Source organism: Cupriavidus cauae, assembly GCF_008632125.1.
Taxonomy (GTDB): Bacteria; Pseudomonadota; Gammaproteobacteria; order Burkholderiales; family Burkholderiaceae; genus Cupriavidus; species Cupriavidus cauae.
In genome coordinates this window covers 182,625-205,040 of the sequence record NZ_VWRN01000030.1, presented here as the reverse complement: position 1 = coordinate 205,040, position 22,416 = coordinate 182,625, and the positions used below count along the sequence as shown (strand labels likewise).

At 68.4% G+C, this 22,416-nt stretch carries 17 protein-coding genes; 13 read left to right on the top strand and 4 right to left on the bottom strand.

All coding sequences use genetic code 11. The features are described from left to right. Positions 1–174 precede the first annotated feature (174 nt). Positions 175–2,529: a Tex family protein gene (locus F1599_RS10845; RefSeq protein WP_150083076.1), complete on the bottom strand. Its 2,355-nt coding sequence runs from the start codon at positions 2,527–2,529 to the stop codon at positions 175–177. A gap of 151 nt (positions 2,530–2,680) precedes the next feature. On the opposite strand from F1599_RS10845, the gene F1599_RS10840 reads away from it, so the two are divergent. The 3 genes from F1599_RS10840 (at position 2,681) to F1599_RS26180 (ending at position 6,127) form a co-directional block, all read left to right on the top strand. Next, positions 2,681–3,532 carry a hypothetical protein gene (locus F1599_RS10840; protein ID WP_149318887.1) on the top strand — a complete coding sequence of 284 codons (852 nt, stop codon included), beginning with the start codon at positions 2,681–2,683 and terminating at the stop codon, positions 3,530–3,532. A gap of 35 nt (positions 3,533–3,567) precedes the next feature. Next, entirely contained in the window at positions 3,568–3,771 is a 204-nt protein-coding gene (locus F1599_RS10835; protein ID WP_149318886.1) for a DUF465 domain-containing protein, read from the top strand. A 79-nt stretch (positions 3,772–3,850) separates the two neighbouring features. Beyond that, complete coding sequence (locus F1599_RS26180; RefSeq protein WP_395895362.1) at positions 3,851–6,127, top strand: ATP-dependent DNA helicase; 2,277 nt, start codon at positions 3,851–3,853, stop codon at positions 6,125–6,127. Positions 6,128–6,352: 225 nt separating this feature from the next. Here the strand turns inward: F1599_RS26180 and F1599_RS10820 are convergent, their stop codons facing one another. Beyond that, complete coding sequence (locus F1599_RS10820; protein WP_149318885.1) at positions 6,353–7,186, bottom strand: outer membrane protein assembly factor BamD; 834 nt, start codon at positions 7,184–7,186, stop codon at positions 6,353–6,355. Positions 7,187–7,202: 16 nt separating this feature from the next. Here F1599_RS10820 and F1599_RS10815 point away from each other — a divergent pair, with 16 nt between their 5' ends. Together F1599_RS10815 and pgeF are read left to right on the top strand one after the other, a co-directional pair. Further along, a complete protein-coding gene (locus F1599_RS10815) occupies positions 7,203–8,444 on the top strand; it encodes an RluA family pseudouridine synthase (RefSeq protein ID WP_150083074.1) in 1,242 nt (413 codons plus the stop codon). After that, complete coding sequence (gene pgeF / locus F1599_RS10810; RefSeq protein ID WP_150083072.1) at positions 8,441–9,355, top strand: peptidoglycan editing factor PgeF; 915 nt, start codon at positions 8,441–8,443, stop codon at positions 9,353–9,355. The genes F1599_RS10815 and pgeF overlap by 4 nt, the downstream gene beginning before the upstream one ends. Before the next feature lie 104 nt (positions 9,356–9,459). Here pgeF and F1599_RS26175 read toward each other — a convergent pair whose 3' ends face one another. Beyond that, a complete protein-coding gene (locus F1599_RS26175) occupies positions 9,460–9,777 on the bottom strand; it encodes a hypothetical protein (protein ID WP_223819570.1) in 318 nt (105 codons plus the stop codon). 314 nt (positions 9,778–10,091) lie between these two features. On the opposite strand from F1599_RS26175, the gene phaC reads away from it, so the two are divergent. The 8 genes from phaC to F1599_RS10765 all read left to right on the top strand — a co-directional run bounded on the left by phaC (position 10,092) and on the right by F1599_RS10765 (position 19,989). After that, complete coding sequence (gene phaC / locus F1599_RS10800) at positions 10,092–11,924, top strand: class I poly(R)-hydroxyalkanoic acid synthase (RefSeq protein ID WP_150083070.1); 1,833 nt, start codon at positions 10,092–10,094, stop codon at positions 11,922–11,924. A gap of 188 nt (positions 11,925–12,112) precedes the next feature. Continuing rightward, positions 12,113–13,291: an acetyl-CoA C-acetyltransferase gene (locus F1599_RS10795; protein WP_150083068.1), complete on the top strand. Its 1,179-nt coding sequence runs from the start codon at positions 12,113–12,115 to the stop codon at positions 13,289–13,291. A 98-nt stretch (positions 13,292–13,389) separates the two neighbouring features. Continuing rightward, positions 13,390–14,130, top strand: coding sequence for a 3-ketoacyl-ACP reductase (locus tag F1599_RS10790; protein WP_149318881.1), 741 nt, complete (start codon positions 13,390–13,392; stop codon positions 14,128–14,130). A gap of 482 nt (positions 14,131–14,612) precedes the next feature. Beyond that, positions 14,613–15,182: a polyhydroxyalkanoate synthesis repressor PhaR gene (gene phaR / locus F1599_RS10785; protein ID WP_023264416.1), complete on the top strand. Its 570-nt coding sequence runs from the start codon at positions 14,613–14,615 to the stop codon at positions 15,180–15,182. Between the two features lie 182 nt (positions 15,183–15,364). Next, a complete protein-coding gene (gene rimO, locus F1599_RS10780) occupies positions 15,365–16,777 on the top strand; it encodes a 30S ribosomal protein S12 methylthiotransferase RimO (protein ID WP_149318880.1) in 1,413 nt (470 codons plus the stop codon). Between the two features lie 121 nt (positions 16,778–16,898). Then, the gene (bktB, locus tag F1599_RS10775) at positions 16,899–18,083 is read left to right on the top strand and encodes a beta-ketothiolase BktB (protein WP_150083066.1); all 1,185 of its coding nucleotides are present in this window, start codon (positions 16,899–16,901) and stop codon (positions 18,081–18,083) included. A gap of 2 nt (positions 18,084–18,085) precedes the next feature. Beyond that, complete coding sequence (locus F1599_RS10770; protein ID WP_150083064.1) at positions 18,086–18,532, top strand: hypothetical protein; 447 nt, start codon at positions 18,086–18,088, stop codon at positions 18,530–18,532. Between the two features lie 215 nt (positions 18,533–18,747). Beyond that, a complete protein-coding gene (locus tag F1599_RS10765; RefSeq protein ID WP_150083124.1) occupies positions 18,748–19,989 on the top strand; it encodes a cystathionine beta-lyase in 1,242 nt (413 codons plus the stop codon). 139 nt (positions 19,990–20,128) lie between these two features. Here F1599_RS10765 and F1599_RS10760 read toward each other — a convergent pair whose 3' ends face one another. Beyond that, positions 20,129–22,375: a TonB-dependent siderophore receptor gene (locus tag F1599_RS10760; protein WP_150083062.1), complete on the bottom strand. Its 2,247-nt coding sequence runs from the start codon at positions 22,373–22,375 to the stop codon at positions 20,129–20,131. Positions 22,376–22,416: the final 41 nt, after the last annotated feature.

The following is a 22,416-nucleotide window of genomic DNA, read 5'->3' as shown; positions in this document are numbered from 1 at the left end:
GGCGGCGCGCCCACGGAGGCCGCCGATCGGATCAGCAAAAAGCCTGCATGCGGCGCTGCCGCTTGCAGGCTCTTTTGTTTGGTCCGTGGTCGCAGCGGGGCCGCCGCGCGGGCGCAGGCGTGGGCCGCGCAGGCGCGCGGGCCCTCGGGCGGCACCAGGGCCGCCCGTATCTGCTTAACGCTTCAGCTTGGCAAATGCCGCCGCCATCGCGCCGGCGGGTTCGGCTTCGCGCCGGCCGCCGCCCTGGAAGCCGCGGCTCGGGCGGTTGCCGCCGCGCTCCGGGCGCTCGCCGCCGGCGGCGCGATTGCCGCCTTGGCCCGGCTCGTCGTCGAGGCGCATCGACAGGCCGATGCGGTTGCGCTTGACGTCGACCTCCATCACCTTGACCTTGACTATCTGGCCGGCCTTGACGACCTCGTGCGCGTCCTTGACGAACTTGTTCGACAGCGCCGAGATATGGACCAGCCCGTCCTGGTGCACGCCGATATCGACGAAGGCGCCGAAGGCGGCGACGTTGGTCACCACGCCCTCGAGCACCATGCCGGGCTGCAGGTCCTTGATGTCCTCGACGCCGTCCTGGAAGGTGGCGGTCTTGAACTCCGGGCGCGGGTCGCGGCCCGGCTTTTCCAGCTCGCTGAGGATGTCGCGCACGGTCGGCAGGCCGAAGGTGTCGTCGGTGAACTGCGTCGGCGACAGCCCGCGCAGCGCGTCGCGGTTGCCCATCACGTCGCGCAGGTCCTTCTTGATATGGTCGAGGATGCGCTTGACCACCGGGTAGGCCTCAGGGTGGACCGACGAGCGGTCCAGCGGATTGTCGCCGTCGTTGATGCGCAGGAAGCCGGCCGCCTGCTCGAAGGTCTTGTCGCCCAGCCGCGGCACCTTCTTCAACGCGTCGCGGTTGGGGAAGGCGCCATTGGCATCGCGGAACTCGACGATATTGCGCGCCAGCACGCTGTTCAGGCCCGATACGCGCGCCAGCAGCGGCACCGAGGCGGTATTGACGTCGACGCCGACCGCGTTCACGCAGTCCTCGACCACCGCGTCGAGCGTGCGCGCCAGTTCGCGCTGGTTGACGTCGTGCTGGTACTGGCCGACGCCGATCGACTTCGGATCGATCTTGACCAGTTCGGCCAGCGGGTCCTGCAGTCGGCGCGCGATCGACACCGCGCCGCGCAGCGACACGTCGAGATCGGGGAATTCCTTGGCCGCCAGCTCCGAGGCGGAATAGACCGAGGCGCCGGCCTCGCTGACGACGATCTTGGTCAGCTTCAGTTCGGGCGCCTGGCGCATCAGGTCCTGCACCAGCTTGTCGGTCTCGCGGCTGGCCGTGCCGTTGCCGATCGACACCAGCGAGACGCCGTGCTGCTTGGCCAGGCGCGCCAGCGTGGCCAGCGAACCGTTCCAGTCGCGGCGCGGCTCGTGCGGATAGATCGTCGCGGTTTCCAGCAGCTTGCCGGTCGCATCGACCACCGCGATCTTGCAGCCCGTCCGGATGCCCGGGTCGATGCCCATCACCGCCTTCGGGCCGGCCGGCGCGGCCAGCAGCAGCTCATGCAGATTGCGGCCGAAGATCTTGATCGCCTCGCTCTCCGCGCTCTCGCGCAGCTGCGTCAGCAGCTCGGTTTCGAGGTGCGGCTGCACCTTGACGCGCCAGCACCAGCGGCAGACATCGCCCAGCCATTTGTCGGCGGGCCGGTTCAGGTTCTGGATGCCGACATGGCGCGCGATCATCGCCTCGCACGGGTGGGGCACCAGCGCGTCCTGTTCCTCGCCCAGGCCCAGCTTGATCATCAGCACGCCGGCATTGCGGCCGCGGAACAGCGCCAGCGCGCGGTGCGACGGGATCGTGCGGATGGTCTCGCTGTAGTTGTAGTAGTCGCGGAACTTCTCTTCCTCGGCGGTTTCCTTGCCTTCGACCACCGACGAGGTCACCACGCCGTTGGACCACAGATGCTCGCGCAGCTTGCCCAGCAGCTCGGCGGTCTCGCCGAACTGCTCCGACAGGATGTCGCGCGCGCCGTCCAGCGCGGCCTTGACGTCGGGCACGCCGCCGTCGGCGGTGGGCTTGCCGTTGACGTATTTGGCCGCCTCGGCCTGCGGGTCCAGCGTCGGGTCGGCCAGCAGCGCCTGCGCCAGCGGCTCCAGGCCGCATTCGCGCGCGATCTGGGCGCGGGTGCGGCGCTTGGGCTTGTAGGGCAGGTACAGGTCTTCCAGCGCCTGCTTGGTGACCGCGGCTTCGACCGCGGTGCGCAGCTCGGGGGTCAGCTTGCCCTGTTCCTCGATCGAGGCCAGGATCGCGGCACGGCGTTCCTCCATGTCGCGCAGGTACAGCAGCCGTTCCTCGAGCGCGCGCAGCTGCGTGTCGTCGAGGTTGCCGGTGACCTCCTTGCGGTAGCGCGCGATGAACGGCACGGTGGCGCCTTCGTCGAGCAGTTCGACGGCCGCCGCCACCTGGCGGGGTTGGACGGACAGCTCGGCCGCGATGAGCGACACGATCTTTTGCGTGACGGAAGCTGGCAGGTTGGACATCGGAAAAACACTCAGTCGAAAGCGGGGCATTTTGCCACAAGCGAACGGCGCGTCATCCGGCATGCGGTACGCACGGGGATCGATTCTGAATCGCCCTGCCGGGCAGGCCGCGCGCGGGCGCGGCGGTATGCCCCGATGGTAGAATCCGCCCATGAACCTCAAGCCACAACGGGCCGCTCTGCCGGCATGTTTTCCGGCCGCCGATCGCGCGGCAACGATGCCTGACGGCAGGCTGCCCAAGGTCTCGATGTCGGCGCGGACGCTGGCGCCGATATTGGCGCGGACCCTGGCCCTGGCGTGCCTGGCCGTGCCGCTGCCCGCCGCGCTGGCGCAGGGCCCGGCTTCGGCCCCGGCCGCCGGCTCCACGCCGGCCTCCACCTCTGCCTCCGCCTCGGGCGAACTGCAAGCGCCGCGCGACTTCGACGCCGAGCGCAAGGCCGTGGCCGACTCGCGCGCCTGGACCAACTACCGCTTCGCGACCGCCGAGCGCGCCTGCTACGACAAGTTCTTCGTCACCAACTGCATCGAGCGCGCCAAGGAAACCCAGCGCACCGAGCTGGCCGTGCTGCGCGAACGCGAGCTCGAGATCGGCGAGGCCGAGCGTGCCTTCAAGGCCGCCAAACGCGATCGTGAACAGGCGCTGCGCCAGGCCGAGTACGAGGCCAGCCAGCCGCAGCGCGCGGCCGACGAACAGGCCAATCGCGCCGAGTTCGAACGCAAGCAGCAGGAGCAGAAGCTGCGCGACGCGCAGCGCCAGGCCGAGGCGCCGCAGCGCGCCGCCAATGCCGCCGAGTACCAGCAGAAGCAGGCCGACTACGACGCGCGGATGCGCGAGGCCCGCGAGCGCGGTGCCGAGCAGGCCCGCCAGCGCGCCGAGAACGTCAAGGCGTACGAGGCCAAGCAGCAGCAGGCGATCCAGCGCCAGCGCGAGGTCGAGGAGCGCCGCGCCAAGGCGAGGGAAAAGCAGAGCAGCGGCGAGTCGCCGCGGCCGTTCGGCTTCTGATGATGGACGTCGCCGGTGGGGGAGGCCAATGGACGATGGACCGCGATCTGAACACCCTCGAACGCCAGATCATCGAATTGCAGATCGAGCACCGCGATCTGGACTATCTGATCGACCGGCTGTCCGGCGAGGCCGGCCACGATGAACTGCAATTGCGCCGGCTCAAGAAGCGCCGGCTGAAGCTGAAGGACGCCATCACGCTGCTGCAGCTGCAGCTCGAGCCCGACGTACCCGCCTGATCCCCCGGTCCGCGATCCCGCGGGCCGCCATGCCAGCGCCGCCGGCCACGGCCTGCGGCGCACCGAATTCCTGCCAGCCTTGTCCGATTCCGATCTCTCCCATCCCGGCGACGAAGCCGCCGGCCCCGCCATCCAGCCGGACGCCGCCGACGCGCGCGCCGCGGCGCTGGCGCGCATCTTCGCGCCGACCGGCACGCTGGCGCAGGCCATCGACGGCTATCGGCCGCGCGATGCGCAGGCGAAGATGGCCGTCGCGGTGGCCGATGCGATCGAGGCGCACGACACGGTGATCGTCGAGGCCGGCACGGGCACCGGCAAGACCTTCGCCTACCTGGTGCCGGCGATGCTCTGGGGCGGCAAGGTGATCCTGTCGACGGGGACCAAGAACCTGCAGGACCAGCTGTTCCTGCGCGATATCCCGACCGTGCGCCGCGCGCTCAATGTCCCGGTCTCGGTCGCGCTGCTCAAGGGCCGCGCCAACTACGTCTGCCATTACCACATGGAGCGGGCGCAGTTGAACGGGCGGCTGGCGTCCAGGCAGGACGCGGCGTGGCTGCGCGAGATCGCCAACTTCGCCAAGACCACCTCGTCCGGCGACAAGGCCGAACTGGCCAGCGTGCCGGAGAACGCGCCGGTATGGCAGCTGGTGACCTCGACCCGCGACAACTGTCTCGGCACCGAATGCCCGCACCACAAGGAGTGCTTCGTGATGCGGGCACGCAAGGAGGCGCAGCAGGCCGACCTGGTGGTGGTCAACCATCATCTGTTCTTCGCCGACGTGGTGCTGCGCGATACCGGCATGGCCGAGCTGCTGCCGGCGGCGAATACGGTGATCTTCGACGAGGCGCACCAGCTGCCGGAGACCGCGACGCTGTTCTTCGGCGACAGCCTGTCGACCAGCCAGCTGCTGGAACTGGCGCGCGATACGGTCGCCGAGGGCCTGTCGCATGCGCGCGATGCGGCCGACTGGGTCGGCATCGTCGCGCCGCTCGAGCGCGCCACGCGCGATCTGCGGCTGGCCTTCGGCAAGGACAATGTACGGCTGGCGCTTGGGCAGATCGAGGCCGACGCCCGCATCGGCGAGCCGTTCTTCGACACGCTAGACGCGCTGGAGAAGGCGTTGAGCGATGTGGTGGCGCTGCTGCAGGGCCAGGCCGAGCGCGCCGAATCGCTGGAGCAGTGCCATCGCCGCGCGCTGGAGCTGGCGCAGCGGCTGGCAGCCTGGCGCGACGACAGCCCGGCGCCGCAGCCGGCGGTTGAGGCGGGCGGGACGGGCGCCGAAGCGGTGCAGCCGGCGTTGGCGGCGTTGTCCGAGTCGGCGTTGTCGGGGTCCGCGTCTTCGGGGGGCGCATTGTCGGAGCCCAATGCAGCGCGTGGGGAATCGATTGCAGGGGCGTTGCCCGATGCGGCTGCCGATGCCGCTTCAGGGTCTGCGTCCGCGTCCGCTTCGGCATCCGACCCGGCGACCGCCTCCACGCCGGCCTGGAACCCGCCCGAAACGGTGCGCTGGGTCGAAGTGTTCTCGCATACCGTGCAGCTGCATCGCACGCCGCTGTCGATCGCGCCGATCTTCTCGCGTCAGCGTGCCGGCCATCCGCGCGCGTGGATCTTTACCTCGGCGACGCTGTCGGTCAAAGGCAATTTTGCCCACTATGCCGCGCAGCTGGGGCTCGACAAGGATCGTTCGCTGTCGCTGCCCAGCCCCTTCGACTACGGCGAGCAGGGCCTGCTGTATGTGCCGCGCGACCTGCCGGCGCCGCAGTCGCCGCAGTTCACCGATGCCGTGGTGGCCGCCGCCTTGCCGCTGATCGAGGCGGCCGGCGGGCGCACCTTCCTGCTTTGCACCACGCTGCGCGCGGTGCAGCGCGCCTCCGATCTGCTGTACGAGGCCTTCGCCGAACGCGGGCTGCAGTTGCCGATCCTGGTGCAGGGCCAGGCCAGCCGCACCGAGCTGCTCGACCGCTTCCGCGAGCTCGGCAATGCGGTGCTGGTCGGCAGCCAGAGCTTCTGGGAGGGCGTCGATGTACGCGGCGAAGCGTTGTCGCTGGTGGTGATCGACAAGCTGCCGTTCGCGCCGCCCGACGATCCGGTTCTGGCCGCCCGCATGGAGGCGCTGCAGAAGAAGGGACTGAGCCCGTTCGCCGTGCACCAGCTGCCGCACGCGGTGATCACGCTGAAGCAGGGCGCCGGCCGGCTGATCCGCTCCGAGACCGATCGCGGCGTGCTGGTGATCTGCGACACGCGGCTGGTCGAGAAGCCCTACGGACGCCAGATCTGGCAGAGCCTGCCGCCATTCAAGCGCACGCGCGAACGGGACACGGTGGTGGCGTTTCTGGAAGGGTTGAAGAAGGCGTAGCGGCGCGGCGGCGAGCGCGGTCCGGTGCCGCGCTCAATCACGAGCGGTAGCCGCCTTCAAGAAAAGCGGCCCGGTGCCGCCTCGGAACACGACCGGGTGCCGCCTCCAAGCGAGGCATGGCTACCGCCTTCAAACGGGGTCCGGTACGGCCTCCGAAAACAAAAAGCCCGGTTCGGTGAATCGAACCGGGCTTTTCTCATGCCTGTCGCAGTGGCGTCAGATCGTTCAGAACAGCTTCCACCACGGCTTGTCCTTCTCGCGGCGCTCGCCGTACTTCATGAAGTCGCTGTTCGGGAAGTTCATCTCCATCACGCGCAGCGTGTCGTCGCGCAGGTCCTTCATGCCCAGCGCTTCGTACGAACGGATCATGATGTACAGCGCTTCCTCGTTGGCCGGCGCGCCATCGTATTCCTTCAGCGCCTGCTGCGCGCGGTTGACCGCCGCCAGGTAGGCGCCGCGGCGATAGTAGTAGCGCGCCGCGTGGACTTCGTGCTGGGCCAGCGAATTGACGATGTACTGCATCCGCGCGGCGGCGTCCGGCGTGTACCGGCTTTCGGGGAAGCGCGTGACCAGCGTATGGAAGGCGTCGTAGGCCGCGCGCGCCGCCTTCGGATCGCGCTCGCTCAGGTCCTGGCCCGAGAAGCGGCCGAGCCAGCCGAGGTTGTCGTTGAAGTTGATCAGCCCCTTCAGGTAGTAGGCGTAATCGACGCTGGGGTGATTCGGGTGCAGCTGGATGAAGCGGTCGACCGAGGCCAGCGCGGCGGCGGTTTCGCCGTCCTTGTAGTTGGCATAGGCCGTATCGATCTGCGCCTGCTGCGCGAACCGGCCGAACGGATAGCGGCCCTCGAGTTTTTCGTACAGCTTGACCGCGCGCGGATAGTCGCCGCTGTCGAGGGCGTCCTTGGCTTCCGAATATAATTTGTTGGCTGACCAACCCGCCGTTTCGTCGGGTTGTTCCGAGAGCAGGCCGCATGCCGACAGCATGACGCAGCCGCCCGCGAGCAGAATCGCTCCAAATCTTGCGCGCCAACTGGCGCGTCTCATGCTCATCGATTGCATGGGCAACCTATTCCGGATGAAAAAAAGCGTCAAGCATTATAGCCCAAGCCCCTCGGTCGCCAGCCCGCAAGCGGCCCTCGACGGCGAGGCCGCACGCGATGCGGCGGTCGAAACCGAGCTGGAAGATTTCGACGAGCTGCCCGCGGCCGCACTTGTCGAGGCGGAAAGCGGCGCCGACATGGTTCCCGTGGTGCTGGAAGTCGACAGCGCCGCACACGGAGAACGGCTCGATAAATTATTGGCCCGCCAGCTCAGCGAATTCTCGCGCAGCCGCATCCAGCAGTGGATCGACAGCGGCGCGGTGACCGTCGACGGCGCGGTGCGCCGGCCGCGGGACAGCGTGCAGATGGGGCAGCGCATCGAGGTCCGGCCGCAGGCGGCGCCCGAAACGCTGGCCTTCACGCCCGAGCCGGTGCCGCTGCAGATCGTCTACGAAGACGCGGCGCTGCTGGTCATCGACAAGCCGGCCGGCCTGGTGGTGCATCCCGCGGCCGGCAACTGGAGCGGCACCGTGCTCAACGGGCTGCTGCATCGCGATCCGGCCGCTGCCTCGCTGCCGCGCGCGGGCATCGTCCATCGGCTCGACAAGGAAACCTCGGGCCTGATGGTGGTGGCCCGCACGCTGACCGCGCAGACCGATCTGGTGCGGCAGCTGCAGGCCCGCACGGTCAAGCGGACCTATCTCGCGCTGGTATGGGGCGAGGCGCCCGACGAGGGCACCATCGATGCGCCGATCGGACGCGATCCGCGCGAGCGCACCCGCATGGCGATCGTGCATACCTCGAGCGGCAAGCCCTCGCGCACGCATTTCCGCACGCTCGGCGTGGCGCCGCTCGGACGTGGTTGTGTGTCGATGGTGATGTGCCAGCTCGAGACCGGACGCACCCATCAGATCCGCGTGCATTTCGAATCGATCGGTCATCCGCTGCTGGGCGACCCGGTCTATCACCGCGCCACCCAGCGCGGCCAGCGCCCGGCCATCAAGGCGCCGCTGCCGGTGCCGTTCGAACGGCAGGCGCTGCATGCCTATCGGCTCGGGCTGGTGCATCCGGTCAGCGGCAAGCCGATGTCGTGGCGTGCGCCGGCGCCGGACGATCTGCAGGCGCTGATCGACACGCTCGACTTCACTACGCTGGAAGAGCGCGATCGCTACGACGACGAGGACGACGACGATTGGGACGGCGTGTTGTTCGAGGGCGATGAGGGTGGCGATGACGAAGATGACGACGATGGCGACGATGGCGAGGGGCGCGCATGACGGGCGCTGACGACGGCCGCCTGGCGCAGTTGGTCCCTGACTGGCCCGCGCCCGCGCGGGTGCGCGCGTTGTCCACCACGCGCATCGGCGGCGTCAGCCGCGGCCCATACGGACTGGCGGATGGCAGTGCGGGTGGGCTCAATCTCGGCACCCATGTCGGCGACGATGCCGACGCGGTGGCGGAGAATCGCCGGCGCCTCCAGACGTGGCTGCCGTCCGCGCCGCGCTGGCTGGAACAGGTGCACGGATGCGCGGTGGTGACGGCCGATGGTGTCGAGGTCCTCGATGGCGGCCAGGGCAGCGATGGGGTCAATGGCGTCGATCGGGTCGCTGAGGACTATGGCTCAGAGGCCGGCAATCGCCCGGCACCGGACGCGCCGCCGCGCGCCGATGCCAGCATCAGCACGACGCCGGGGCAGGTCTGCGCGGTGATGACGGCGGACTGCCTGCCGGTCCTGCTGTGCGATCGCGCGGGCACGGTCGTCGGTGCCGCGCATGCGGGCTGGCGCGGCCTGTGTGCCGGCGTGATCGAGGCCACGCTGGCCCGCATGGACCGGCAACGCCCGGACACCGGATCGCCGCCGCAGTGGCTCGCATGGCTCGGTCCCGCGATCGGGCCCGATGCCTTCGAGGTCGGCGCCGAAGTCCGTTCCGCGTTTCTCGAGCAGGCCTTGACGCACGAGCGCGATGCCGTAGAGCAGGCGTTCCGGCCCGGCGCGCCAGGCAAATATCTGGCCGACCTGTACGCGCTCGCCCGCATCCGGCTCGCGCGCGCCGGCTGTGTCGACGTCTACGGCGGCGATGCCTGCACGGTCAGCGATGCGCAGCGCTTCTACTCGTATCGGCGCGATGGCGTGACGGGACGCATGGCGAGCCTGGTCTGGCTCGAGCCGGCATCGAAGGAAAAATAAGAAGCGGCCGGGCAAGGGGCAGCGCAGGAAGCGGCCGGGCAAGGGTGGAGGGCAGCCGCACCGAATGCAGCTGCTCTATTGTCCGGACGACATGACATTTGATGTCACGACGCGCCGCCGTCCCGCGGTGTCGCTGGCGCAGGCTCGGCGGCCCGCTGTGCCGCTGGTGTTGCGACGTCTTCGGTTGCCCGCTTTGCAGCCGGTCCCGCTGGCGGTTCCGCAGCCGGCGCTGGTCCCCGTTCCGCAGCCTGTTCCGCGGCCCGCCGCCGCTTCCGCCGTCCGGGCGTGCCGAGGATATAGAGCAGCAGCGCGACCGGCCCCACGCCATACAACAGGAACGTGGCGATCGCGGCCACCACCGTGTGTTCGGTGATGGCCATCATCAGCGCGACGTAGAGCCAGCCGATCGCGACGATATACATCGGAATTTCATCCTCTTCGTGGACACTGCCGGGCGCGTCATCGCCGGCCGCGGAGCGCCTTTGCGTCAAGACGTTTCCCGCATTGACAGCGTCATCGTTGCAAGGCAACAATGCCCCGGACGGCGAGTAACTGTGCGGCCCGCAGCGCCCCGCACCACGGTATGCCGTGGAAAGCGCGCTGGCCGTCATTCGGCAAGCATACCGCACGCGCTCCGTGGCCGGAGGAGCGCGACGCGTGCCGGTTCTCCCGGAGCGAATCGCAGCACGGCGCTCCGGGCCGGCTCACCCATCAGACGGCAGAGAGACACGACATCATGGCGACCGGCAAAGGCGCGGCAGCTTCCGGACAGGAAGAAAAGACCACACCGTTTTCATCGACGCCGGGGCCATTCGATCCAGCGACATGGCTGGAGTGGTCCAGGCAGGCCCAAGCCAATGGCCGCGCGGCCGGCGGCATGCCGGGCGCGGAAGCGTTTGCCGCGCTGGGTGGGTTCCCCGGCGGCGCATTTCCCGGCGGCGCATTCCCCGGTGCCGGATTTCCCGGCGCTGCATTTCCCGGTATCAAGATTGCCCCGGCCCAACTGGCCGAGATCCAGCAGCGCTTCATGCAGGGCTTCACCGACCTGTGGCGCGCGATGGCGGCCGGTGACCAGCAGCAGGTGCAACTGACCGACCGGCGCTTTGCCGGCGATGCCTGGCGCAGCAACGCGCCGTATCGCTATGCCGCCGCCTTCTATCTGCTGACCGCGCGCGCGATGAGCGAGATGGCCGACGCCGTCGAGGCCGATGCCAAGACGCGGCAGCGCATCCGCTTCGCCGTGACGCAGTGGGTGGACGCGATGTCGCCGGCCAATTTCCTCGCGACCAATCCCGAGGCGCAGCGGCGGCTGATCGAATCGAACGGCGAATCGCTGCGCGCGGGCCTGCGCAACATGCTGGAGGACCTGACGCGTGGCAAGATCTCGCAGACCGACGAATCCGCCTTCGAGGTCGGCCGCAATGTCGCGGTCACCGAGGGCGCGGTGGTCTACGAGAACGAGTACTTCCAGCTGCTGCAGTACAAGCCGCTGACCGCCAAGGTGCATGCGCGCCCGCTGCTGATGGTGCCGCCCTGCATCAACAAGTACTACATCCTCGACCTGCAGCCGGAGAGCTCGCTGGTGCGCCATATCGTCGAGCAGGGCCATACCGTGTTCCTGGTGTCGTGGCGCAATCCCGATGCGAGCATGGCGGCGCGTACCTGGGACGACTACATCGAACACGGCGCGATCCGCGCGATCGAGGTGTCGCGCGCGATCAGTGGGCAGGACCGCATCAACGTGCTGGGCTTCTGCGTCGGTGGCACCATCGTGTCGACCGCGCTGGCGGTGATGGCCGGCCGCGGCGAGCGTCCCGCGCAGAGCCTGACGCTGCTGACCACGCTGCTCGATTTCTCCGACACCGGTGTGCTCGACGTCTTCGTCGACGAAGCGCACGTGCAACTGCGCGAAGCCACGCTCGGCGGCGCGGCCGGCGCGCCCTGTGCCTTGCTGCGCGGCATCGAGCTGGCGAACACGTTCTCGTTCCTGCGGCCGAACGATCTGGTCTGGAACTACGTGGTCGACAACTATCTGAAGGGCAATACGCCGGTGCCGTTCGACCTGCTGTTCTGGAACGGCGACGCGACCAACCTGCCGGGTCCCTGGTATTGCTGGTATCTGCGCCATACCTACCTGCAGGATGAGTTGAAGGTGCCGGGCAAGCTGACCGTCTGCGGCGTGCCGGTCGACCTGGGCAAGATCGACGTGCCGACCTATCTGTACGGTTCGCGCGAGGACCATATCGTGCCGTGGACCGCGGCGTATGCATCGACGCGGTTGTTGTCCAACGACCTGCGCTTCGTGCTGGGTGCCTCGGGCCATATCGCCGGGGTCATCAATCCGCCGGCGAAGAAGAAGCGCAGCCATTGGCTCAACGACGACCTGCCAGACAGTCCGAACGACTGGTTGGCCGGCGCGACCGAGGCGCCGGGCAGCTGGTGGCCGGACTGGTTCGCCTGGCTCGGCAAGCACGCCGGCGCGAAAAAGGCGGCACCGACCCAGTACGGCAGCCGCGACTATCCGGCCATCGAGCCGGCGCCGGGCCGCTACGTCAAGGCCAAGGCTTAGGCAACCGGGGCAACGCGAGAGGGGGAGAACACCGGACCGGCAAGCCGCCCAGGGCGACCGCCTTCATCGGCCGCTTCCCGTCCGCGCCCCGGCATCGACATCGACATCGACATCGAAACCGACAGACATCGACATCGACATCGACTTCCTGAATCCGCAGTATCCGTATTCCATTGAGAGGACTGAACATGACTGACGTTGTGATCGTATCGGCCGCACGCACCGCGGTAGGCAAATTCGGCGGGTCGCTGGCCAAGGTGCCGGCACCCGAACTGGGCGCCATCGTCATCAAGGCCGCGCTCGAGCGCGCCGGCGTCAAGCCGGAGCAGGTCAGCGAAGTAATCATGGGGCAGGTGCTGACCGCCGGCTCGGGACAGAACCCGGCGCGCCAGGCGGCCATCAAGGCCGGGCTGCCGCATATGGTCCCCGCGATGACGATCAACAAGGTGTGCGGCTCGGGCCTGAAGGCCGTGATGCTCGCCGCCAACGCGATCGCCTCGGGCGATGCCGAGATCGTCGTGGCCGGCGGCCAGGAGAACATGAGCGCGGCGCCGCACGTGCTGCCGGGCTCGCGCGACGGCTTCCGCATGGGCGACGCCAAGCTGATCGACACGATGATCGTCGACGGCCTGTGGGACGTCTACAACAAGTACCACATGGGCATCACCGCGGAGAACGTGGCCAAGGAATACGGCATCTCGCGCGAGGCCCAGGACGAGTTCGCGGTCAGCTCGCAGAACAAGGCCGAGGCCGCGCAGAAGGCCGGGCGCTTCGACGAGGAAATCGTCCCCGTGATGATCCCGCAGCGCAAGGGCGAGCCGCTGGCCTTCGCCACCGACGAGTTCGTGCGCCACGGCGCCACGCTGGAGAGCATCGCGGGCCTGAAGCTGGCCTTCGACAAGGCCGGCACCGTGACCGCGGCCAACGCCTCGGGCATCAACGACGGCGCCGCCGCGGTGGTGGTGATGTCGGCCGCCAAGGCGCGCGAGCTGGGACTGACCCCGCTCGCCACGATCCGCGCGTTCGCCAACGCCGGTGTCGATCCGAAGGTAATGGGCATGGGCCCGGTGCCGGCCTCGCAGCGCTGCCTGTCGCGCGCCGGCTGGAGCGTGCAGGACCTGGACCTGATGGAGATCAACGAGGCCTTCGCCGCGCAGGCGCTGGCGGTGCACAAGCAGATGGGCTGGGACACCGACAAGGTCAATGTCAATGGCGGCGCGATCGCGATCGGCCATCCGATCGGCGCCTCGGGCTGCCGCATTCTGGTGACGCTGCTGCACGAGATGAAGCGGCGCGATGCGAAGAAGGGCCTGGCGTCGCTGTGCATCGGCGGCGGCATGGGGGTGGCGCTCGCCGTGGAACGGTGAGGAGGGGTGTGCCGGCGGGCAGGGTGTGGATGCGGGCGGCATGGCGCCGTCCGTGCGGCGCGCCGGCGTCGATAACAAGAATCTGATCAGGAGTGGATATGACTCAGCGCATTGCATACGTAACGGGCGGCATGGGCGGCATCGGCACCGCGATCTGCCAGCGCCTGGCCAAGGAAGGCTATCGCGTGGTCGCGGGCTGCGGCCCCAATTCGCCGCGCCGTGAACGCTGGCTGGAACAGCAGAAGGCGCTCGGCTTCGACTTCATTGCCTCCGAGGGCAATGTGGCCGACTGGGATTCGACCAAGGCCGCGTTCGACAAGGTCAAGGCGGAGGTCGGCGAGGTCGATGTGCTGATCAACAATGCGGGCATCACGCGCGACGTGGTGTTCCGCAAGATGACGCGCGCCGACTGGGACGCGGTGATCGACACCAACCTGACCTCGCTGTTCAACGTCACCAAGCAGGTGATCGACGGCATGGCGGATCGCGGCTGGGGCCGGATCGTCAATATCTCGTCGGTCAACGGGCAGAAGGGGCAGTTCGGCCAGACCAACTACTCGACCGCGAAGGCGGGCCTGCATGGCTTCACGATGGCGCTGGCGCAGGAAGTCGCGACCAAGGGCGTGACGGTCAACACGGTGTCGCCGGGCTATATCGCTACCGATATGGTCAAGGCGATCCGCCAGGACGTGCTCGACAAGATCGTCGGTACGATCCCGGTCAAGCGCCTGGGCCAGCCGGAGGAGATCGCCTCGATCTGCGCCTGGCTGGCCTCCGAGGAATCGGGCTTTGCCACCGGTGCCGACTTCTCGCTGAACGGCGGCCTGCACATGGGCTGATCCGTCGGGCTGACCGACCGGGCCGGCGATCTGCCGGCCCGGCACCGGTCCGGCACCGGCGCGATACTGGCCCGACGCCAACATCGCGGCGGCCGGTGTTGCGCTGCGTTGGACGCGCCGCAGCACCGTGCCGGCGCGTGCGCGCGTCCGGCGCTCGCACCTCGCTTTTTTCCCCGGCTTTTTCCCCTGTTTACCCGGCGATTTCGCGCGTTTGCTTGCGGGTTTTCCTTAGCGCCCGCGCCTTTTCACAGTGCCTTGTTAAGCATAGAATCAGGAAATCAACGCCGTCGGCACCAATTTGGGACATCCGGAAATTCGACATGGATCGCGCCCTTGGCCGGCGGGTCGGCCCCGCGCCGCAAGCGTTGCCGGATTGCGCACTGCACGGCATGCGGTGCAACAGCAAACGATCGACCGTGCCGCACGAGCATGGGCTGCGGCGTCAGCGCACCGGCAGCGGATTACAAAAGGATAGAGCACCGATGGCCACCACCAAGAAAGGCGCAGAGCGACTGATCAAGAAATATCCCAATCGCCGGCTCTACGACACGCAGACCAGCACCTATATCACCCTGGCCGATGTCAAGCAGCTCGTGATGGACAACGAGGAGTTCAAGGTCGTCGACGCCAAGTCGGGGGACGAACTGACGCGCAGCATCCTGCTGCAGATCATCCTCGAGGAAGAAACCGGTGGCGTGCCGATGTTCTCCAGCGCGATGCTGTCGCAGATCATCCGCTTCTACGGCCACGCGATGCAGGGCATGATGGGCACCTACCTGGAGAAGAACATCCAGGCCTTCATCGACATCCAGAACAAGCTGGCCGAAAACTCCAAGGGCCTGTATTCGGGCGAGGCCTTCAGCCCCGACATGTGGTCGCAATTCATGAACATGCAGGCGCCGATGATGCAGGGCATGATGAGCAACTACATCGAGCAGAGCAAAAACCTGTTCGTGCAGATGCAGGAGCAGATGCAGAACCAGGCCAAGAACATGTTCGGCAATTTCCCGTTCAACCAGCCGGACAACAACAAGAAGACCGGCCAGGGCTGAACGGCGACGGCGTCCACTGCATTAGCTTTGCAGTAACGGCGGGCCCGGCGCCCGCCTGCCGACGCGGTGGTCTCGGGGTAGAATCGCGGTCGTTCCGCCGCCACGGCCGTCTTCGGGATGGCAGGTCGCGGCCCAAGACAGCGCGCGCCACCCAAGGGCGCGCCCCCCACACCGCGAAATCCATGTCGTCTCAGTCGTCCTCTCCGTCCTCGTCTTCCGCCGGCGCCGTCACTGGCGCGGCCGCCACCACGCCGAAGGTGGGCTTCGTATCACTCGGCTGCCCCAAGGCCCTCGTCGATTCCGAACAGATCATCACCCAGCTGCGTGCCGAGGGTTATGCCATCAGCGGCACCTATGACGGCGCCGACCTGGTGGTCGTCAATACCTGCGGCTTCATCGACGAGGCGGTGCAGGAGAGCCTGGACGCGATCGGCGAAGCGCTGACCGAGAACGGCAAGGTGATCGTCACCGGCTGCCTTGGCGCCAAGAAGGATGCCGGCGGCAACGATATCGTCACCAGCGTGCATCCGAAGGTGCTGGCCGTCACCGGCCCGCATGCGCTGGGCGAGGTCATGCAGGCCGTGCACACGCACCTGCCCAAGCCGCACGATCCCTTCATCGATCTGGTGCCGCCGGCCGGCATCAAGCTGACGCCCAAGCACTACGCCTATCTGAAGATTTCAGAGGGCTGCAATCACCGCTGCTCGTTCTGCATCATCCCGTCGATGCGCGGCGACCTGGTGTCGCGTCCGGTCGCCGAGGTGATGCTCGAGGCCGAGAATCTGTTCAAGTCCGGCGTCAAGGAACTGCTGGTGATCTCCCAGGACACGAGCGCCTACGGCGTCGACGTCAAGTACCGCACCGGCTTCTGGAACGGCCGCCCGCTGAAGACGCGCATGACCGAACTGGTCGGCGCGCTCGGCGAACTGGCGCGCGAATATGGCGCCTGGGTGCGCCTGCATTACGTCTATCCGTATCCTCACGTCGACGAGATCATCCCGCTGATGAACGACGGCCATGTGCTGCCGTATCTGGACGTGCCGCTGCAGCACGCGCACCCGGACGTGCTCAAGCGGATGAAGCGCCCGGCCAACGCCGAGAAGACCATGGAGCGGATCCGCGCCTGGCGCGAGATCTGTCCGGACCTGACCATCCGCAGCACCTTCATCGCCGGCTTCCCGGGCGAGACCGAGGCCGAATTCCAGACGCTGCTCGACTTCATCGCCGAGGCCGAGCTGGACCGCGTCGGCTGCTTCGCCTACTCGCCGGTCGAGGGCGCCACCGCCAACGATCTGCCCGGCGCGCTGCCCGATGAGGTCCGCGAGGAGCGCCGCGCGCGCTTCATGGAAGTCGCCGAGGCCGTGTCGGCCCGCCGCCTGGAGCGCAAGGTCGGCCAGACGCTGCGCGTGCTGGTCGACGAGGTCAACCAGGATGGCGGCATCGGCCGCTCGGCCGCCGATGCACCGGAGATCGACGGCCTGGTCTATATCGATCCGCCCGCAAAGCCGTACCAGCGCTACAAGACCGGCGAGTTCGTTTCGGTGCGAATCACCGGCGCCGACGGCCACGACCTGTGGGGCGAGGCGGTGGCGTAACACCACCGGCATGCCAGCCGGGGCCTAATCGCCGGGCCGACATTAGGTAAAAGTACGATCGTTCGGAAAATGGACCGCAGGGCTATACTTTGCGGTGCAACATTACCCAATGGAGACAGACATGACCCGTGAAGTGGTGGTGGTCAGCGGCGTACGGACCCCGATCGGAACCTTTGGCGGCAGCCTGAAAGACCTGTCGCCGACCGAGCTCGGCGCGATGGTGGTGCGCGAGGCCCTTGCCCGCGCCAGCGTGCAGGGCGACGAAGTCGGCCACGTGGTGTTCGGCAACGTGATCCAGACCGAGCCGCGCGACATGTATCTGGCGCGCGTGGCGGCGGTGGAGGGCGGAGTGTCGATCGACGCGCCGGCCCTGACGGTCAACCGGCTGTGCGGCTCCGGCCTGCAGGCCATCGTCAGCGCGGCGCAGACCGTGATGCTGGGCGACGCCGATGTCGCCATCGGCGGCGGCGCCGAGAGCATGAGCCGCGCGCCGTACCTGGCCCCCGCGGCACGCTGGGGCGCGCGCATGGGCGACGCGAAGCTGCTCGACATGATGCTCGGCGCGCTGCACGACCCCTTCCATTCGATCCACATGGGCGTCACGGCCGAGAACGTCGCGCGCGAGTACGACATCAGCCGCGCGCAGCAGGACGAGGCCGCGCTGGAATCGCATCGCCGCGCCTCGGCCGCGATCCGCGAAGGGCGCTTCAAGGAGCAGATCCTTCCCGTCACGCTGAAGTCGCGCAAGGGCGACGTCGTGTTCGACACCGACGAGCATGTGCGCCACGACGCCAAGGCCGAGGACATGTCCAAGCTCAAGCCGGTCTTCGTCAAGGAGAACGGCACCGTGACGGCCGGCAACGCGTCGGGCCTGAACGACGGCGCCGCCGCGGTCGTGCTGATGGAGCGCAGCGTCGCCGAGCGGCGCGGCCTGAAGCCGCTGGCGCGGCTGGTGTCGTATGGCCACGCCGGCGTCGACCCCAAGACCATGGGCATCGGCCCGGTGCCGGCTACGCGCAAGGCGCTCGAGCGCGCCGGCCTGTCGGTCGCCGATCTGGACGTGATCGAGGCCAACGAGGCGTTCGCCGCGCAGGCCTGCGCGGTCAACAAGGCGCTCGGCCTGGACCCGCAGAAGGTCAATCCGAACGGCTCGGGCATTTCGCTGGGCCACCCGATCGGCGCCACCGGTGCACTGATCACGGTCAAGGCGCTGTACGAGCTGCAGCGGGTGCAGGGCCGCTATGCGCTGGTGACGATGTGCATCGGCGGCGGCCAGGGCATCGCGGCGATCTTCGAGCGGATCTGACCATGAGCCGGCGGCGCGTGGCAGGCCTGGTTGCAGCGATCGGTGCGGCCGGGGCCGCGGCCGCCGCCGTGCTGGCGTGGTCCGCGCCGGCCACGGCGGCCGGCGACACGGTGCTGTCGACCGCGTCGCCGCCGCGTGCGGGCGTTGGCGGCGGTAATGGTGTCGGTAATGGTGTCGGTAATGGCGCCCGCACAGGCACCGGCACCGCTGACGGCAACCCCAAGGCGCCGGCGCAACGCCAGCGCGACGCCGCCCGTGGCATGCCGGCGGTGCCGGCGGCGCCGGCCCTGCCGCCGCCCCAGCCTTATCCTTCCGGCCAGCAAATGCCCGTCTATGTCGGCCCCGACGGCGTGGTCGCGGTGCCGTCGATCGACATGACGCCCAACAGCGGCGTGGTCTACGGACCGCCGCCGCCGCGCTCGGGGATCGTCGAAGACCGCAAGCGTTAAGCGGCTCAAGGGCGCAAGCGGGCCAAGCGGCTTGAGCAGATCAAGCGGTCACGCCGCACAAGCGGGTCAAGCACGTCAAGCCGTTCAAGCAGGTTAAGCGCGGCCGGCCGCGCAGCGGCCATCGGCCCCCATGGCGGCGCCGCCGTCATTGCTGGTAAGCTCGGAGGCTCTATCCGCACTCGCCAGACAAGGAATCCGCCGTGTCCGACCGTCCCCTGACCGATACGAACGCCGCTTCCCCGAACGACAACGATCCCGCCGCAACGCCCGACTGCTACGTGCAGACGCTGGCGGTGCAGCCGCCCCTGCAGGTTCCCCCCGGTTTCGCCTCCTTCTCCCAGCCGACCCAGCGCGGCTCCACCGTGGTGTTCCGCAATCTCGCCGAGTTGCGCGCGCATGGCGACGGCGCCACCACCTACTGGCGCTACGGCATCCACGCGACGCCGACCAGCGAGGCGCTGTGCCAGCATCTGGCGATGCTCGAAGGCGCCAGCCACGCCTTGCTGCTGCCGTCGGGCCTGGGCGCGATCTCGCTGGTCTATTTCGCGCTGCTGAAGGCCGGCGACGACGTGCTGGTGCCGTACAACGTCTACGGTCCCAATAGGGAGCACGGCGAATGGCTGGCGCGCGATTTCGGCATCACCGTGCGGCCCTACGATCCGATGATCGGCGCCGGCATCGCCGAGCTGATCCAGCCTAATACGCGGCTGATCTGGATGGAGGCGCCGGGCTCGGTGACGATGGAGGTGCCCGACAGCGAGGCCATCGTCGCCGCCGCCAGGGCGCGCGGCGTGCTGACGGCGATCGACAACACGTGGTCGGCCGGCATCTATTTCCGGCCCTTCGACAAGGGCATCGATATTTCCGTGCAGGCGCTGACCAAGTACCAGTCGGGCGGCAGCGACGTGCTGATGGGCGCGGTGCTGTGCCGCGACGAGAAGCTCTACCAGCGCATCAAGGGCGTGCGCATGCTGATGGGCTGGGGCGTGTCGGCCGACGACTGCTACCTGGTGCTGCGCTCGCTGCCGAGCATGCCGGTGCGGCTCGCGGCGCACGACCGCGCCGCACGCGAGGTCGCCGAGTGGCTGGCCCAGCGGCCGGAGGTGGCCAGGGTCCTGCATCCGGCCTTGCCCGACTGCCCCGGCCACGCCTTCTGGCGCCGCGACTTCTCCGGCGCCAGCGGCCTGTTCGCGGTGGTGCTGCGCGCGCGCTATCCGCGCGCCCAGGTCGACGCCTTCGTCGAAGCGCTGCGGCTGTTCTCGATCGGCTGGTCGTGGGGCGGGGCGCACAGCCTGGCGGTGCCATACCACGTGCAGACGATGCGCCCGGCGGGCAGCTGGCCGCCCGCCGGCTGGCAGGATGCCGGCGAGCTGGTGCGGCTCTATATCGGGCTGGAGGATACGCGCGACCTGATCGCCGATCTGAAGGCGGCGATGGAAGCGAAGCTGGTCGGTTGAAAGGGGACGCGGAACTTCCGCGACCGAAGCCACGTCGACCGCGCGAAAGGGGAAGACCCAGCGCCTTGCCCAAGGGCGCTTGGCATCCCGCCTTCGCGGGATCACCAGGTAAACGCTCCGCCGGCCCGAGGTCGCAGCCTCAGAAGCTGAACGTCGCGCTGGCCCGCACCGTGCGCGGCGCGCCCTGGGTCAGGATGAAGCCGTAGCTCGGCAGCCAGTACTTCTCGTTGGTCAGGTTGTCGACCACCAGCCGGAACACCGCGGGCGTCTTGCCCAGCTTCGTCGAATAGCGGATGCCCGCATCGAAGGTGTGGTACGCCGGCACCCAGTTGCTGTTGTTGGCCTCGAGCGCCATCTTCGACACGTACTGTCCGCCGGCGCTCAGCACCAGGCCCGGCACCGGCGGCACCGCGTACTCGACATAGGCGGTGGCCTTGAAGGTCGGCGCGCTGTAGGCGCGCTTGCCCAGCACGTCGGGCGAGGCCTCGACATTCTCCGAATCGAGCAGCGTGACACCGCCCATCAGCGTCCAGTCGCGCGCCAGCTTGCCGCGCGCCGACAGCTCGATGCCGCGGTAGCGGGTCTCGCCGTCCTGCGTGTAGACGTTGTCGTTGCGCAGGTAGTTCAGGCCGCGCTGGATCTGGAACAGCGCCGCGTTCAGCGTCCAGTCCTCCAGCTCGGCCTTGGCGCCAATCTCGTACTGGCGGCTCTTCAGCGGGCCGAACACCTCGCCCGCGTTGCGCGCGGTCAGCGGCGCGGAGCCGCCGGCCTCCAGCGATTCGACATAGCTGCCGTACAGCGTCAGCGGCTGCACCGGCTTGTACATCAGCGCGAGGGTCGGCGTGACCGGCGACTTCTTGTAGGTGCTCGAGATCGCGCCCTCCGGCGTGTAGCCGGTCTGGTCGTAGCGGGTGTAGCGCAGGCCGGCCAGCACCGACCACTGTTCGTTGAACTTGATGGTGTCGCTGAAGAAGACCGACTTCTGCTCGATCCTGGAGGCGCGGTACAGCACATCCGACGACGGCACGCGCGACAGCGGCAGCCCGGTCGGCACGAACTGGCCCGGATCGTACAGATTGCCATAGCCGATGATGCCGCCGCCGCTGAAGTTGCCCCAGTTCTGCACCAGGCTCTGCCACGACAGGCCCGCGGCGATGTCGTGCTCGATGCCGCCGGTGCGGACCTTGCCGGTCGCCATCGTCTGGGCGTGCTGGTAGTGGTAGCGCGAATACGAGCTGTACTGGTTCTCGGCGTAGTTGCCGGCGTTGTCCAGCAGCAGGATCGCGCTGTCGGCATTGCCGCGGTTCTGCTGCGTGAAGCGGTACGAGGTGCGCAGGTTCCAGTCGTCGGCGAAGCCCCAGTTGAGCTCGGTCCCGATGCTCTTGATCTCGGTCTCGTAATAGGTGCCCTTGCTGGCCACGCGCTGGCTGCCGTCGAGCGTGCGGGGCGTGTTGACAAACTCGGTCACCGGCGCGCCGAAGTCCTGGCCCGGAATGATGCCGTAGTAGGCGCCCTTGACGTTGCGCTGCTGGTAGAGCCCGTCGAGGGACCAGCGCAGGTTGGGGCTCAGCCTGGCATCGAGCGCCACCGAGGCGGAATCGCGCTTGATATGGCCGCCGTCGACGAAGGTATCGCCTTCCTCGTGCACGAAGCCGACGCGCGCGCCGAACATGTCGTTGGCGCCGAAGCGGCCGCCGACGTCGATCGCCTCGCGCAGCACGCCGTCGGAAACGTAGCCGAGCGACGCGCTGCCGGCGAACTTCGAGGTGGGACGCTTGGTGACGAAGTTGGCGATGCCGCCGGGCGCGCCGAAGCCGTACATGAAGCCGCCCAGGCCCTTGAGCAGCTCGACGCGTTCGAAGTGTTCGAGCGGCACGTCGCTGCCCCAGTTCGGGATGGCGAGGCCGTCGATCTTGTAGCCCTCGAGCAGGTCGAGATGCAGGCCGCGGATGGTCAAACCCGCCGACTCGCCGATATAACCGTCGCCGATCGGCGCCACCGACGGATCGCCGCGGAACACGTCGCCCAGCGTGATGGCCTGGCGGTTCTCGATCAGTTCCTGCGGCACCACCGAGACCGAGAACGGCGTGTCCTGCAGCGGCTTGTCACCGAGGGCGCCGGTGCTGGCATCGCGGGCGCGATAGGCGGGCTCGCTGCCCGCGGTGACATGGACGGTCGGCAGCTCGGCTTGCGCGGTAGCGGTCGCCGTGGGGCTTGCGGTGGTGCTGGCAGTGGCGCCGGCAGTGGCGCCGGCAGTGGTGCTGGCAGTGGTGCCCGCGGCGGTCTGCGCGAGCACCGGCGCGGCGGCGCCGCCGACGGCGACGATCAGGGCCAGCTGGCGCGCCAGCGGTGTCAGCGCGGGGCGGCCGCGGCGGGGGGTGGACATGGCTCGTTTCCTCTTCGTTTGTTGTGCGAACGCGCACGGCT